Source organism: Kordiimonas gwangyangensis DSM 19435 = JCM 12864 (assembly GCF_000375545.1).
GTDB lineage: Bacteria > Pseudomonadota > Alphaproteobacteria > Sphingomonadales > Kordiimonadaceae > Kordiimonas > Kordiimonas gwangyangensis.
This window is the reverse complement of record NZ_AQXF01000001.1, coordinates 197658-213403: the sequence shown is the minus strand read 5'-3', so window position 1 is coordinate 213403 and position 15746 is coordinate 197658. Positions and strand designations below refer to the sequence as shown.

The 15746-nt window shown below is 57.3% G+C and carries 12 protein-coding genes; 7 read left to right on the top strand and 5 right to left on the bottom strand.

Going from position 1 to position 15746, the window contains the following annotated elements; genetic code table 11:
• Window positions 1–73: 73 nt before the first annotated feature.
• Complete coding sequence (locus B150_RS0100905; RefSeq protein ID WP_020397989.1) at window positions 74–1738, bottom strand: SulP family inorganic anion transporter; 1665 nt, start codon at window positions 1736–1738, stop codon at window positions 74–76.
• Window positions 1739–1790: 52 nt separating this feature from the next.
• Window positions 1791–2438: a carbonic anhydrase gene (locus B150_RS0100900; RefSeq protein ID WP_020397988.1), complete on the bottom strand. Its 648-nt coding sequence runs from the start codon at window positions 2436–2438 to the stop codon at window positions 1791–1793.
• A 163-nt stretch (window positions 2439–2601) separates the two neighbouring features.
• Between B150_RS0100900 and B150_RS0100895 the strand changes: the two genes are divergently transcribed.
• The 3 genes from B150_RS0100895 (at window position 2602) to B150_RS19105 (ending at window position 5578) form a co-directional block, all read left to right on the top strand.
• A complete protein-coding gene (locus tag B150_RS0100895; RefSeq protein ID WP_020397987.1) occupies window positions 2602–3540 on the top strand; it encodes a hydrogen peroxide-inducible genes activator in 939 nt (312 codons plus the stop codon).
• 129 nt (window positions 3541–3669) lie between these two features.
• Window positions 3670–4014: a hypothetical protein gene (locus B150_RS0100890; protein WP_020397986.1), complete on the top strand. Its 345-nt coding sequence runs from the start codon at window positions 3670–3672 to the stop codon at window positions 4012–4014.
• A gap of 4 nt (window positions 4015–4018) precedes the next feature.
• The gene (locus B150_RS19105) at window positions 4019–5578 is read left to right on the top strand and encodes a methyl-accepting chemotaxis protein (protein WP_020397985.1); all 1560 of its coding nucleotides are present in this window, start codon (window positions 4019–4021) and stop codon (window positions 5576–5578) included.
• A 9-nt stretch (window positions 5579–5587) separates the two neighbouring features.
• Here the strand turns inward: B150_RS19105 and B150_RS19100 are convergent, their stop codons facing one another.
• Both B150_RS19100 and B150_RS0100875 read right to left on the bottom strand, forming a co-directional pair.
• Window positions 5588–6844, bottom strand: a complete 1257-nt coding sequence (locus B150_RS19100; protein WP_020397984.1) for a PepSY-associated TM helix domain-containing protein — start codon at window positions 6842–6844, stop codon at window positions 5588–5590.
• A 9-nt stretch (window positions 6845–6853) separates the two neighbouring features.
• The gene (locus B150_RS0100875; RefSeq protein WP_020397983.1) at window positions 6854–9004 is read right to left on the bottom strand and encodes a TonB-dependent siderophore receptor; all 2151 of its coding nucleotides are present in this window, start codon (window positions 9002–9004) and stop codon (window positions 6854–6856) included.
• Between the two features lie 233 nt (window positions 9005–9237).
• Between B150_RS0100875 and B150_RS0100870 the strand changes: the two genes are divergently transcribed.
• The 3 genes from B150_RS0100870 to B150_RS19095 all read left to right on the top strand — a co-directional run bounded on the left by B150_RS0100870 (window position 9238) and on the right by B150_RS19095 (window position 12719).
• The gene (locus tag B150_RS0100870) at window positions 9238–10152 is read left to right on the top strand and encodes a PhzF family phenazine biosynthesis protein (protein ID WP_020397982.1); all 915 of its coding nucleotides are present in this window, start codon (window positions 9238–9240) and stop codon (window positions 10150–10152) included.
• A 98-nt stretch (window positions 10153–10250) separates the two neighbouring features.
• Window positions 10251–11414, top strand: coding sequence for a DUF547 domain-containing protein (locus B150_RS0100865; RefSeq protein ID WP_155859897.1), 1164 nt, complete (start codon window positions 10251–10253; stop codon window positions 11412–11414).
• Window positions 11415–11525: 111 nt separating this feature from the next.
• Window positions 11526–12719, top strand: coding sequence for a DUF547 domain-containing protein (locus tag B150_RS19095; RefSeq protein ID WP_020397980.1), 1194 nt, complete (start codon window positions 11526–11528; stop codon window positions 12717–12719).
• A gap of 32 nt (window positions 12720–12751) precedes the next feature.
• Here the strand turns inward: B150_RS19095 and B150_RS0100855 are convergent, their stop codons facing one another.
• Complete coding sequence (locus B150_RS0100855) at window positions 12752–13528, bottom strand: type 2 periplasmic-binding domain-containing protein (protein WP_020397979.1); 777 nt, start codon at window positions 13526–13528, stop codon at window positions 12752–12754.
• A gap of 179 nt (window positions 13529–13707) precedes the next feature.
• On the opposite strand from B150_RS0100855, the gene B150_RS22005 reads away from it, so the two are divergent.
• Complete coding sequence (locus tag B150_RS22005) at window positions 13708–15630, top strand: ATP-binding protein (RefSeq protein ID WP_020397978.1); 1923 nt, start codon at window positions 13708–13710, stop codon at window positions 15628–15630.
• Window positions 15631–15746 lie beyond the last annotated feature (116 nt).

Here is a 15746-nt window from a genome sequence, read left to right as displayed (position 1 = left end):
TAAGAAGCGTGCGGGTAAAAGAAAAACCACCCCGGTTGGGCGGGGTGGTTTTCCCGTTCAGGAGGCCCAGCTCTTATCGAGCAGGCGCAACGTGGGCCTCCATGGGCAGCTGGTTGGTATCGACTTCACTTGACTTGCCGATGTCTTTGAGCGCGCGTTCAAGCGCGTCCTGGCGGTTATCACGCCAATGGTCGCCCGGCAGGTCCTTCGTGACATCAAGCCCTTTGAGAACACTGCGTACCGCGTCATTGACACCGGCGATATAGAGGGTTTTGCCGGCGTCGGTTGCGTCCTCGATGATGGTTTCAACAGCCTTGGCAGCCGAGAGATCGAGGAACGGCACGCGGGAGAAATCAAGGATCAGTACCTTGGTTTCGCCGTCAGCGCGCTCACGCACGTGGTGACCGAGGTCAGCTGCGGCGCCGAAGCTGAGTGGGCCACCGAAGTCAAACAGCGTGATCTTGTCGCCGCCGCGGGCCAGAAGTTCACGCTCAAGCGGGTTCGGGATGTCGCTTGACGCAACATTGAAGTTCTTGAGCTGCACTTCGGAAAGTTGCTTGATGAAGGCAAGCGCCGCCAGCACAACACCCACAGCAACTGCGGTGATGAGGTCCACGAATACCGTCAGGCCAAGTACAACAGCCATCAGGGCCAGATCCCAGCGCGGGCCTTTGTGGGCACGCTTGAGGTAGGACCAGTCGATGATGTCGTAGCCAACTTTCACGAGGATACCAGCAAGTGCTGCGTGCGGGATCAAGGACGCCACAGGTGCAAGCACCAGCGCAACCGCCAGAAGCACAAGGCCGTGAACCATGCCGGAAATCTTGAACTGACCGCCGGAGCGGATGTTCACAACCGTCCGCATGGTGGCACCAGCGCCCGGTACGCCGCCAAAGAGACCAGCGATGGAGTTGCCGATACCCTGGCCGATAAGTTCCTTGTTCGAATCGTGCCGCGTGCGGGTCATGTTGTCAGCCACCAGGGATGTGAGAAGGCTGTCAATGGCACCCAGAAGGGCAAGAAGGAACGCCGCTTCAAGAACGATGAAGAAGGTGTCGCCCGTGAACGTCGGCATGATGAAGGACGGCAGGCCGGTTGGCACGTCACCAAGGATCGGTGCACCGGAGATGATCACGCTTACAATGGTGGCAACCGTCAGCGCTGCAAGCGGTGCTGGCAGGTATTTGCCAATCTTCTTCGGCCAGAAGAAGACGATCGCAAGCGTCATCAGGCCGATGCCGAGCGCAACAAGGTTGGGATTCATCACCGCGCTTGGGACGGCGGTGAGCGCAGGGATGGTACCACTGCCCTCCGGCTCATGCCCAAACAGCCGTGCCATCTGAAGCGCGATGATGATCACCCCGATGCCGGACATGAAGCCCGACACAACAGGATACGGGACAAGCCGGATAAACTGCCCGAACTTGAAGATACCGAAGAGGATCTGGAGAAGGCCTGCCAGCACCACAGCCGCGAACACGAGCGCCGGGTTACCGGATAGGCTTGCGAAAACGCCAGCAAAAACCACGACCATCGGACCCGTGGGGCCTGAGATCTGGCTGCCGGTGCCGCCAAAGAGGGCGGCGAAAAAGCCAACAATGATTGCACCATAAAGGCCCGCAATGGGCCCTGCGCCTGATGCCTCACCGAAGGCGAGCGCGAGAGGAAGTGCGACGATACCGGCCGTCAGGCCGCCCATCACGTCTCCGCGCAGGTTCGATGTGTTGATAAAGCTCATGACTATCCTTTACTGCCCGATAGGGACAATCTGTTTGAGGGAAGCGCGGCGCTTAAGCTGCCGCGGCGTCCGCTTTCAGGGTTTCAGCGAGGGGCGCAAATGCGTCCTCTTTCTCGTCGTATGCGAGGATTTCGCCGTGTTCGATGTCGTAAATCCAGCCGTGCAGGCGGATACGGCCAGCGGCAATGCCAGCTGCTACAAGCGGGTGCGTCTTCAGGTGCTGAAGCTGCAGCAGAACGTTCTGCTCGGTCACCGACTTGAGGAACTCGGTGTTGTCATCCTCGGAGGTTTTTTCGCGTGCCACATGCACAGCGGCCTTCGAATGGGACAGCCAGTTGCACACATGCGGCAGGCTTTCTTTCAGCGGCTCGAGGTTCATAACGCCTTTCATGGCGCCACAATCGGTGTGGCCACAAACGACGATTTCGCTGACCTTGAGAACGCCAACAGCATATTCGATCGACGCGGTCATGCCGCCGGTGTGGTTGCTGTGCGGCGGTACGATATTGCCCGCGTTACGGCAAATGAACAGCTCACCAGGATAAGCTTGGGTAATCATGCCTGGGTCAACGCGGCTGTCAGCGCAGGTGATCATCAGAACTTCCGGGCTCTGGCCCGAGGAAAGCTCTTTGAAAAGGCCGAGGTGTTGGGGGTAAACCTCTTCCTTGAAACGCAGAACACCTTCAACAATCTTCTTCATATAACCCTCTCCATCATGTTGTTTTGGCAAACATGCGCACAAACTTGGGGAGGTGCGCCTTGCCCATCGCCGGGATTTAGGAGGCGGAGGTGATAAAAACAATTGTATGAATTTCGTGTTTTGTGATAGATAAAAGCTATCACATGATCAGGGCGGAAAAGTCATGGCTGTCGGGCACCCGACCTTCAAGCAGTTGCAGTATTTCCATGCCATCTGTGTGGCCAAGAGTTTTCGCAAGGCTGCGCAGCGCCTTGGCGTGTCTCAGCCCACCATCACCGCGCAGGTCTCAGCACTTGAAGATGCACTCGGGCTTATCCTTCTCGAACGGTCTCGTACCGGTGCCTTTCCAACCGCAGCTGGGCGCGCAATCCTTCCGCATGCGGAACGAACCTTGGAAGAAGTGCATGCCATCCGCGATATCGCGCGCTTCTCGCTCGACAGCGCTTCGGGCATTCACCGGCTCGGCGTGCCGTCAACGCTCGGTCCCTATTTCCTGCCCGATGTGATTTCTGACATTCACAGCGAGTATCCGTCCCTCAGGCTATATGTGCGGGAAGAACCGCCGCGCGATCTCGAGAACGGACTTCTGGATGGACGATACGACCTGATCCTTACCACACGGCCGCTCGAGGTGACGGGGATTACCGAAGATCTGCTGTTTGGTGAGCCTTTCCTTCTGTGCGCACCACCCGAGCATCCACTGGCGGCACAGGGCAAGGTGCGGCCGGAAGACATCGCTGGCGAGCGTTTGCTTGCAATTGAAGAACGCCACCGGCTGTTCGAGCAGATGCAGGCCATTGCCAACCGCTATGGTGCCCGCCTGATGCGCGACTATGAAGGCACAAGCCTTGATACGGTGCGGCAGATGATTGGCACCGGCATTGGCCTCGCGTTCCTGCCCGCGCTTTATGTGCGGTCCGAGATCGGGCCACGGAACGATGTCGAGGTGCTTGAGCTTGACGAAACACCGACCGACAGGGAGGTGGTGCTGGCCTGGCGGCCATCGGCGCCGCAGCGGCAACTATACCGTACCATGGCCGCCTTCCTGCGCGCCCAGTGTCGCAAGAAGCTTGGCCACATACTCCATGTGGCAGAAGGCTAAATGTCCCGCCTTGTCTCTATTTCCAATCCGTTAACCAAAGTTGCCGTATAACTGGAGCGGGGTCGAGTCTGACCATACAGGCTGCCGCGCGGGAAGGTTCAGCGGTCTGTGCAGGATTGGATTCGATAGATGAGGGATTTTTATCCCACTTTTGTGCTGACCGCGTTTGTTCTGGTCGTCATCACGGTGCTCAGCCTGATGCCGCCGGAGCGCGGTCCTGTACTGGTGCTTTTTAATCCGCTTGAAACGGAAGATAGCCATATTGGCGCGATCATCAGGGCGGATGCGCTGCTGGTTGGGCCGGGTCGTTTGCCGGGGTCGTTTCTGGTCGCAAGTGATGACGGCAACTTGCCTGCGCGCCTGATGGCGAGTGGTGCCCTCATGGTTGTGAACCCATACGGCGCAGCGGGTTGCGCACCTCGTGTCCGGCGTAGTGGTGCTTTTGCTGCCGCCGATGGTATGGATTTGGAGTAGGGATATGAATTCACTTGATAAATTGCGCTCAAGCGCCGTTGGCGCCTTGGCTCTTGGTCAGTTACTGCATGTGCCGCTCGTTTTGGTGCTTGGCTTTGTAATCGGTGCAGAGGGCACCATCATCAGCGCCCTTCTATCACTTATTATTGCGGGGGCAGGGTACGGTCTGTACCGCGCGCAAGGTATTGCGGCGCCGGTCCGCTACATGATTGCGGCAGGCTACGTGCTGCAGGCAGCGGTGCTTGTGTTTGTCTTTCGCGGCCATCCGTGGCAGATCGACATGCACATGTATTTCTTCGCAGCCCTGGCGATGGGCACCGCGCTGTTTGACTGGCGCGCCATTATTGTGGCGGCTGGTGTTACAGCGGTTCACCACTTGCTCCTCAACTTTGTTATGCCTGCATGGGTGTTCCCGGAAGGGGCCAGCTTCCTGCGCGTCGTGCTGCATGCGGTTATCGTGGTGTTTGAGACCATCGTGCTGATGTGGCTTTCCTTCCGTCTCGCGCGGTCGTTTGAAGAAGCGGACAATGCGCAGGCAGAAGCAATCGCACAGGCACGTCATGCAGAAGATGCCATGCGCACCGCAGAGGAAGCCAAAGCCGCGTCTGATAGAGCGCTTGAGGAAGCCCGTGCCGTCGCGGCGGAAAATGACCAACTGCGTGAGCAGCGCAATGCAGCCCGAGCCCGCAATATTGCGGATGCCCGTGCGCAGTTGAATGCGCTTGCGGATGAGTTTGAGGATGTGATCGGCTCCCTTGCGGGCGATATCATCGAATCCACTAGCGTACTTGAGCGTGAAGGGGCCGAGCTTGATAGTGCCGCAAATCAGGCGCACGGCATGGTCGATGCAGCGGTCAATGCCACCAATAATGTGAACGCAAACGCAAGCGCGGTTGCCGCCAGTGCCGAACAGATGGCGGCGTCAGTGAGTGAGATCAGCCAGCAAGTATCCCGCAGCCGGGATATCGCAGGCAAGGCGCTCGAGCATGTCACCACCAGCAAGGAAACCATCCACCGGATGGCGGAATATGCTGACAAGGTGACAAGTATTATCGACATCATCAGCGATATTGCAGCGCAGACTAATCTGCTTGCGCTCAACGCCACGATTGAGGCGGCGCGCGCGGGCGAAGCGGGCAAGGGCTTTGCTGTGGTGGCAAGTGAGGTCAAAAGCCTCGCCAACCAATCAGGCAGTGCCACGCAGCAGATCGCCGAGCAGCTATCCGCCATGCAGGAAATCAGTGCGCAAGTGGTAAAGCTGATTGAGCGTGTCGCCACAGATATCGAGAAAATCTCCGAGAATTCAGTTGGCATATCCGCCGCTGTTGAGGAGCAGGATGCCGCCACGCGGGAGATTGCCCGCGCCGCCCAAACCGCAAGCGGGGAAACCTCGACCGCCGCCGATCAGGTGAACAGCATCAGCACGGTTGTGTCCGGTGTCGGTAAGTCGGTTGCGTCCACCTTCGCATCCACGCGGCAACTGGCGGAACGCACGGACGAGCTGGCAGCCCGCTGCCAGGACTTTGCAGCGCAGATCCGCGCGCGGGAAATCGTGGTCGAATAGAAAACTTGGCTAGATGGCGGCCGCAATATTATAGGCCGCCATCACAATGCCCAGCAGCGTGAGCGCAAGGGCGGGCAACCGGAACCGCCCCATGCCGCGCCACATATCCCCTATCATGCTTGGGTTTGTGGCATGGGCTGGCCGGTCTGCGGGCCGGAGGCGCATGGAGAAGATCATCACGCCGGTAACGGCAAGGCCCGTAAGCACCGCGCCCGCGAGAAACCAGAAAAGTCGCACCGCGAGACTGTAAGGGTGGCCCTGCGCCCAAGTGCCGAAGTGAAGTGGGTCCGCGCCTTCGGAAATGCGCTGATGCACACTGAGGTCCTCACCCTTCTGGATTTGTACAACCTCGCCTGATTCCGCATCCATCAGCACCGCGTTGGCGCGTTCGCGCACGAGCACAGCCTCGCCTTGCCCCATCACCACTACGCCGCCGCGTTTGCCAGCAGGAAAATAAACCGAGGTAACCTCAAGCGCGGGGTAGGCGGCCTTTGCATCTGCGATGATCTGGTCAAGGGTGCTACCGTCCACATTAGCTTCGGCAACGGGGCGGATAGGCCTTAGCGCAGCAGGTGCGCCGCCGCCGCCCCATTCCACCAGATACCAAAGCCCGGTTATGCCAATCAGCGCAATGAACCACAGGCTCCATAGGCCGGCGAAGCGGTGCAGGTCACCGGTGAAACGGCGGGCGTCACCGACCCTTTTGCCTCGGCCCGGCAGGCGCAGGCGTGGCAGGCGGAAGAAACCGCGCCACCATTTTTTATAGACCCAGAAGGCGGTGATCAGCGATGCCAGCATGGGAATGGACAGGATGCCCACAAAGGGCAGGCCATATTTAACCGGCACCATCAAATGGCGGTGCAGTTCGCGGAACAGGCGCTGAGTGTTGAACCACTGGCTGGTGCCTTGCACCTCGGCCGTATAGGGATTTACATGCACGCGGAAGCGTTCGCCCTCAGTATCGACGGCGATGGCTTCTGCGGCGAAGAAAAAGTCATATGGAGCACTGATGCGTTCAATGCGGGCGTTCGGCACAGTTGTCTGGATGCTTGCATACATCTGCCCCCAGCTTGCGGGGGGCGCATCTTGCTGCGATGCCCGCATTTCAGGGAACAGGAGCCAGTCTATTTCGTGCGACAGGGTCGCAAGCGTGCCGGTGGCGAGCACGAAGGTGAGAAACAGGCTCACCTTCAAGCCGGCCCAGTGGTGGACAACCCACCACCACGACCGTTTTTTCACGCTTTTGCCGGACACAGACTGGCCCATTTCAGTTCCCTAAAGCTTCCACTTAAGTTCGATAAAGGCGGTGCGTGGTTCACCAGGGAAATGGCCGTCCCGCGCAATAAAGCCAGACGCTGCATATTCCTTGTTGAAGATATTATCCACCCGCAGCATGACCGAAACACGGTCCGTCAACTGATGGATCACCGACGTATCGAAAATCGTATAAGCCTTCACGGACTGGCCGTCGATACTTACCCGCTTCGACACATATTCCGCACCGAAAGCGAAGGTGGTATTGATGGGGGCAAACTCATAGCGTGTCCAAAGGCCGGCCTGGTGTTTGGGTGCGTTCGCGAAACGGTCACCGACCGCGTTCGAGAGAGACTGGCCTTCAACCGTGCCGGTGATTTTGGTGTCGTTATAGCCATAGTTGGCGGTCAGTACCCAATAGTCTGTCAGGTCTGCGGCGAGCTCAATGTCGAAGCCCTTGGCAGTGACTTCACCGATGGGAGCCATGTCATCCACGCCGTCTGTGCTGTCGCCATTCGGGTCAAGCTGCAGAAGGTTCTGGCGTTTGATCTGATAGGCGGCGGCACTGGCCTGCAGGCGGCCATCCAGAAGTGCTACCTTGATGCCGGCTTCGATCTGCTCACCCGTGATCGGGTTGAACGGCCCCCCGGCGAGGGGGTCCTGGCTGCTGATCGATTGCGGTTCAAAGCTTTCGGACCAGCTGGCGTAGAGCGAAATATCTTCCTGCGGCTGATAAATCAGGCCCGCGCGGAAGGAGATTTCATTGTCGTCATAGTTTGCGCCGCCAATGGTGTCTTCGTCCTTGTAGCTGTCGTACCGGAGGCCGCCCACAAGCGTGAACTGTTCCGTCAGGCTCAACTGGTCCTGAATATAGAAGCCGTATTTGGTGCTCTGGCTGTCTGTTTCGCGGAGGGGCAGGGCATCAAGGTCATAGAAGTCGGCGCCTGAAAGGCCGTACACCGGGTTGTCGAGCGCGAGGATCGGCACATCGTTGCGGCCCACCGTATGCGCCCAGAAGTTCGCGTTCTCGCGGTACCAGTCACCGCCCACGAGAATCTTGTTTTCCATGCCGCCAATGGTGTGGGCATAGGTTGCCATACCCGAGACAGTGAAACCGTCGGTCTTGCGTTGCTGGTCGCGAAGTTCACGGAGCGAGCTGTCCATCACGCCGTCATCATCAGTATCGATCAGGCCGCGCGGCTCATGGTACTGCTGGCGTTCAAGCGCATCGAAGTAGCGCACGCCAAACTCGGTCGTCACACCCTCGGCTGGTTCGGCCTGGAAGCGCGCCTGATAAACGGTTGCCTTGAGGTCAAGGAAGTCGGTCGCCTCGTTCGCGTTCCAGCTGATGTCTGTGAGGAAGTTGCCTTCGTCGTCCGTCGGTACACCGCGCAGGCGGGCGCCCTGCATGTCCTGGTCATAGTGGGTGACCTGTGTGATGAGGCGTGCGGTCTCGCCCATCTTGAATGTGAGGCCCGCATCAAGGATCAGGGACTGGTCTTCCGTGTTGTTGCGGAACGGGTCCATGGTCTCGTAGAACGCGCCCACACGGCCAAGGATGGTGCCGGACTTGTTGAGCGGGCCAGACACATCACCCGACGCACCGTAACGGTTATAATTGCCTGCGGTAACTGCGGCCTGTGCTTCAAGCTCATCGGTCGGTGTCTTGGTCACATAGTTGATCAGGCCACCCGGCTCACCCGGGCCATAGAGCATGCCGGCCGGGCCCTTCAGCACTTCAACACGTTTGATGTTGAACAGCTTGGGCACCGAGAAGGCAATGAACGGGTTGCCGCGCAGGCCGTCATAAAACACCTGATCCTGCCGGAAGCCACGGAAGGTTACGCCCGAGTAGCTGAAGGTCGTGATACCCGCGATGTTGCGGTAGAGGTCCGTCATGTCGCGCGCGCCCTGGTCGGCAATCAGCGCTTCGTTGATGATGGTCACCGCCTGTGGGATGTCCATCGGGTCACCCGCGCCGCGGGCAACGCCGGTTTCCGATACGCGGTAAAGCGCCTGTGCGCGCCCGGTGACGACGATTTCCTCAACGTCGTCGTCGCTCGCGTCATAGCTTTCTGAGGATTGGGCTTGGGCCGTAATGGGGAAGGCGGCAGCGATAAGCGCAGCGACACTGGCCGAGCGCAGGAAATTCTGTGGTGAATGAATGGTCATAAATATACTCCCTGATTGGGAGTGCTAATAATAAGAATAATTCGCAATTGCAATGAAGATTCTGCGAATGGCTCGCAAAAAAGTGTGATGCGCATGCAGGTTGTGCAGGTGGCGGGGAGGGCGGAAAGCCATACATTCATGAAAATTTGCATGAATATAAGAAAAGAGCGCCGCTGTTTCATCTGGTTTCATGGCCCTATATGGGTTTTATCCCGCCGGCATGACACTGATAAATGAAGAAAGTTCATGAGATGAAAAAGCAAGAGATTGAAATTGGCGTCGTAAACGCCTTTGTGAAAAACGCCGCTGGCGGCAACCCTGCCGGTGTGGTGCTGGGCGCGGATGGGCTGCAGGAAGCGGAGATGCAGGCGCTGGCGGCAGCAGTGGGCTATTCCGAAACTGCCTTTGTATCAAGCCATGCTGATGGTGGTTTCCAGCTCGATTTCTTTACACCGAACCGGCGTATTGCGGACTGTGGGCATGCCACGGTCGCCGCCTTTTCGCATATGGCCGCAAAGGGCATTGTTGCGGACGGTGAAACCATCAAGCACACGGTCGATGGCCCCCGCAAGGTGGTGATCAAGGATGGGCAGGCCTTTATGGAACAACTCGCGCCGCGCTATCTTGATGCGCCGGACTGGAAGGGCGTGACCACCGGTGAAGTTCTCGCGTCGCTTGGCCTTGAAGGCGCGGATTTGCTGGATGGCCACGCACCTGTGGTGGTGAACACCGGCAACAGCTTCATGCTCGTTGGGGTGCGCTGCGCCGCAACTCTGGCCGCCATCACACCAGTGCAGGCCAAGATTGAAGCGATCAGCGATACACTCGACCTCATAGGCTATTATGTCTTTACGCTCGAGGCGGACAGCGCAGACGCAAGCACGCGCATGTTCGCCCCGCGTTACGGCATCCCGGAAGAATCGGCGACCGGCATGGCCGCCGGGCCGCTTGCCTGCCTGCTCCATGACCGGTTGGGCGCAACGGGGCCGGCGCTCACCATTGAACAGGGCCGCTATATGGCACCGTCCTCGGTCAGTGAAATTCATGTGGCGCTCTCGGTCGGTGATGATGGCCATATCACAGGGCTCATGGCCGGTGGGCGTGCGCTGCCGGGTGATGTGAAGGTGGTTGAAGTGCCACACGCCTGAGGGCTTAAGGCAACCATATAGGGAATAAAATACTTCCTATGGTGTAGTTATTGGTGCATCCTTGCTCCCTGCATATCATCTGAACCGGGGGGCGAGGTATGGCACTCAAACATTCAATTTTAGCACTGGGCATAATGTGTGCGGCGCCGTTTGCCGCACAGGCATCTGAGGTGCCGTTTGACCAGTTCCTACATCAGGCCGCGGCGCAAGAAGCGGTGAGCATAAATTACGACGACTGGTCTTATGTGTTGCGTACCACCGTTTTTGAGGGTGGCCGGTCGGACAGAACGCATGCGGCGCCACCTGCCCCGGGTATTGGCCGCCGCATTGTTAAAGGCAATACATCGAGTACTCGGTTCGAGGGTAACCGCCTTTATTTCCCGGCCTTCAAAGGGCAAAATCTTGTCACGCTCAAACATATCAGGGCCGAGCTCGAAGCTATGCCGGGAGCTGTTCCCCTGGTGGAGTGGACCAAAAACCAGCAACTGGCCTATTGGCTGAACCTATACAATATCAAGCTTGTGGAGCTGCTGGCGGAGCACTATCCAGAGCAGGAACTGAGGAGCCTCCTGTATGGTGGCGGTAGTCGTTCTGGCCTTCTTGACCAACCGGCGCTGAAGGTCGCCGGTGTGCGCCTTTCCCTCAACAATATCCACCATGACATCATTCTGGCAAACTGGCAGGACCCCCTCGTGATGTATGAGTTGTTTCACGGCTTTGTGGGCAGCGCAAACATTAGGTCTGAGGCCTACAGGGCGGATACTGTCTGGGACCAGTTGCGCGAAAATGCCGTGGAATTTATCAATTCCAACCGTGGTGCGCGAATGGATGGTGACATCCTCCGTGTGGCCGAAATTTACCGCGAGAATCTGGAGCTTTTTCCGGGCGGCCCCGACGAGCTTAAAGCGCATATCGTATCACTTGCCGATGCAGATTATGCCCCTCGTTTTGCTGCGGCGCGGACAGTCGTCGCGAGCACGCGTGACTATTATATAGCAGACCTTTTTCAGGGGTATGAGCGTGACCTGAACCCCAATGCCGGGAACTCTGCCGCGATTGTGGAAGCGCTGACCGGCTCATCAAATGCGGATGTTGCGGAGTGGATGTCGGCTACCATGGACAGGCAGTACTTCAGCGCAGCACCCGGACATGTGATGGAATATCTCGGCAAGGTCCGTGAACGCAACGAGGCCCGCGAAGGCAATGTGAATGTTGAAGAGTATGAAGGAAGTGAGAAAACAGAAGCACCTGTGCCGGAATGATTTCCTTTACTTTGAAGCATTGAATGAAAGCAAAAAGTGCGTTTTACTACGCACAGAATAATAAAAAGCGCATCCAATTGCCCGAGACCAGCAAGAGACGTGAGGATACAGATGGAAGTCGAAGATAAATCCCGCCTGCAAGCGGCCTTGAGGGGGCTTGCCGTTTCATCCGTGATTGGCATTGCCGTGGCGCTTATCGCCATGCCGTCTGCCCGTGCCGGAGTGCCCGAACCTTTCGCCGCCCACGCCGAGCAGGAGCAGGTGGACATCACTTATGATGACCTGAGCTATATTCTGCGCTCAACCGTGTTTGATGCCGGACGCTCTGACCGTAAGGCGGCGCCAAGGCCCAAGCCTGAAGCCGGGCGTTTGATCGTGAAGGTCAACACCTCAAGCACGCGACTTGAAGGTAACCGGCTTTATTTTCCAGCGTTTGAAGGTAATAACCTCAAAGCCCTTTTCCAGTTGAGGCGTGAACTTGAGGCGCTGCCCGGCGCCGTGCCGATGGCAGAATGGACCAAACGCCAGCAACTGGCTTACTGGCTGAACCTTTATAATGTTACCGTGATGTCGGAACTGGCGGAGCGCTACCCCGAACAGGAAATCCGCAAGGTGATGGCGAAACTGCGCAAACAGAAGATCCTGCGCGTTGCCGGGCGCAAGCTGTCACTTGATGACATTCGCTATGACATTCTTTTTGAGAAATGGCAGGATCCACTTGTAATGTATGGGTTATGGCAGGGTTATGTCGGTGGCCCGAACATTCGGCGCGAAGCCTACACGGCCGAGAATGTTTATGAGCTTTTGGCGGACAATGCGGCCGAATTCATCAACTCGAACCGTGGCACGCGCCTCAAGGGCGACCAGGTCTATATCTCCAGCTATTATGCCGAAAACCTTATGCTGTTCCCGGACGGGGAAGAGGGGTTGAAGCGGCATCTTGTTGAATTTGCAGACCCTTATTATGCCTCCCATGTCCATAACGCGGCTGAGCTATCGATGACGACGGACGATTATTATATCGCCGACCTCTTTGAAGGCGTGCCCAACGATGTGAACCCCAATGCCTCCAACTCCGCTGCACTGCAGACGGCGATGGGTGGGCCTGAATGGTCGGACTTCGCGTCCTCAGGCGCGGCAGCTGCTGCAGGTTGGGGCAAGGTACCGCCGCATGTGCTCAAATACATTGGTGAAATCCGCAAGAAAAAATCCTCGCGCAAGGCCAATGTGGAAGTTGAGGAATATGCCGGTGAGCCTGAAGAGCCGGAAGAGGCCGAGGCGCCAGGTGGCGATACACCCAACTAATGTCATGTCGGGCGAAGGGGGTACCGCGTGGCTTAATAGTCCGGCACCTGGTCGCCTACGATGTCCTTATAGGGCGTTACATATGGCTCAGTCGCTTTGGCGATTGAGCCATTTTGCTGCGCGCGGGCGAGGCAGGCGTTGAACTCGTCGCGCTTTTTCTGGTCACGGAAGTTCATGCGGTCGCCATTTGCATCAAAAAGCGCGGTGAACTTCATGCGCGGCCAGTGGTCATCGCCATATTCGCCGCCGGTTTTCGTTGCGCGCCCCATATAGTCGATCGCGAAGATCAGGCCGTCGGTGATAAAGGCATCTGCGTCACCGTTCACAAGGGCCTGCGTGGTGGCGAAGCCAGGTGGTGCTTCCCAATAGCTGCCGAGTTTTGGCATGGCTGCAGCGAGGCTCGGGAACATGGTGGTCGCCCCGCCAAAGCCGAGAATGCGCAGGCCTTCAAGGTCATCGATCGACTTGATGTCAAAGCCACGGTCTGCGCGGTAGGCGACGCCGTTGCGGCTATGGATATAGCTGTCGGACGGAAAACCACTCACGCCAGCGTCGTCCCACACGAGGGCGACAGCATCGAAGCGTTTATTGTCCTCGAACTCAAGCCAGTGCTGGCCCCAGCGGAATTGCTCAAACTTCACCTTCTCACCGCATTCGGCATAAACTGCGCGAATGGCGGCGGCACTGCGGCCGTCTACTTGCTCATTGAAATGGCCGGAAAGCGTCGGTACCGCAATCGTGACTGTTGCGAATACCTGCGCGGACAGCGCGGATGAGAGAAGGAGAGCAGCTGAGAAGCGCTTTATCATAATTGGAATGCCTGACCTTGCTTTGCCTGAAAGGGACACATTTACAGCTTTAACTGAATTAATGTTACCGGCAGCTTAATAAATGGCAACCATGGCAACGATATGTTTACTGGTTGCGGCAATATTGAAGGACCGCTAGCGTGTCATGACCGCTTCGTAGGGGACTGTGGGAGACATATGTGCGCCTTTTTGGCTCGACACTGAATGACATACCAATTCGGTATTTTGTCCCGTTCGGCTTTCTTGTCGCAGCGCTCGTTACCGCTGTCATCTATGTTTTTGTTGCGAAGCCAGAGGCGGAAGAGCGCGCCTATGATCTGACCGAAGCTTCCTTCAGCCGCGTGATATCTGACATGCAAGGGCGCTACAATACCCTGCTGTCGCAAGGTAACAAATTCAGCGTCAGCCAGGATATTTTCATTACCGCTGATGATCCGTCAGTTTTGGCGCTCGCCGTATTGGATGATGCGGGTGTGGTGCGTTTCTCATCGGACGCCTCCCAAATTGGTCAAAATCTCTCGGTGCTTGGTCACGGGGCGGACGCGAAGCAATACCGCCGCGCACTGCTCACGGGCCAAATCGTCGAAGTGCGGGACGCAGCCAATAAAACCATTACCGGCTATGCTGGCCTCGGTTTCCTCGAAGACGGTCGCATGACCAAAAACGGGCTCGTTTATGTGCAAAGCACGGCGTCACTTGCGGAAGAAATCCAAGACGCATCGCTGCACCTTGTGACCATCATGGGTGTGACGCTGTTTGCGCTCACGCTTGTTATGCTGGTCCTCACCTGGCTCAAGATTGACCGCCGGCTCGTCAAACTGATGGCGGCATCGCGCAAGCTATCGTCCGAGGAGGGCGACATTAATTTTGATATCCACGGGCAGGATGAATTTGGCCAGATTGCCGAACAATTGAAGCTGACATCCCGCATTCTCGCGCACAAGCATGCGCGCATGACGGAAGCCATGGCGAAGGCCAATTCGGCCAATGACGCAAAGTCTGAATTCCTATCGAACATGAGCCACGAAATCAGGACGCCGATGAACGGCGTGATCAGCGGCCTCAATCTGCTCATGAGTTCCAAGGACGAGGATGAGAAGAGCGAGCTTATGCAGGCGTCGCTTTCAAGCGCACAGGCGCTCCTGAATATCATCAATGATATCCTTGATTTCTCGAAACTTGAAGCCGGTAAGCTTGCGGTGCATCCGGCGCCCTTCCTGCTCGCACGCATGCTCCGGGATATTCACATCCTGATGAAGCCAGTGGCAGGCGATAAATCCAACAGGCTGGTGCTTGAAATGGGTGAAGGGTGTGATGCCTGCATCGTGGCGGATGAAGTACGCCTGAGGCAGGTGATCAACAATCTCGTCGGTAACGCCATCAAATTCACCGAAGGCGGCATGGTCACAATTCGTGTGTCGCTGAATGAGGCTGCTGGCAGCCATTCGCTTGAGGTGCGTATTTCGGACACCGGGGCCGGCATATCTGAGGCGGATCTTGAGCGGCTGTTCCGCCGTTTCAGCCAGCTTAAAAATGCGGTGGAGAAACGTGCGGGCGGCACCGGCCTTGGCCTTGCCATCAGCCAGCAGCTTGTGACCCTGATGGGTGGACAGATCGGCGTGGAAAGCGCGATTGGTGAAGGCAGCACATTCTGGTTCCGCATCCCCGTTGAGCTGCGCGAAGTGTGCGAAGTGCCCAAGAATAGCATGGATGCTCTTGCAAAGAGCGAGCGCAAGCTGCGCATCCTGCTGGCGGAAGATGTTGTCATCAACCAGATGCTGATCACCAAAATGCTCAAGACCTTGGGGCATGAGGTGGTGCTTGCTGACGACGGCGAAAAAGCCCTTGCACTACTTGATACAGACCAGCATTTCGACCTTGTGCTGATGGACAACCAGATGCCCAAACTCTCGGGCATGGAAGCCACCAAAATGGTGCGCGAACGCACGGACGCGCGGGCCGAGATTCCAATCATCGCGCTCACGGCTGATGCCATGATGGAGCAGCGCGAAGCCTTCTTCAAAGCAGGCGTGAACGGTTTTGTCAGTAAACCCATCGAGATCGATAAACTCCGCTTCGAGATTGCCCGCGTTATCGCGTAAACTGCACGCCGGATACATGGCTGTTCAGCGCGTGGTGCAAATTTGGATGCTGCCGTTCCATTTTTCTTGCCTTTAAATACGCACCCGGTTGCCGAGATATGTATCTCCCATTCAGA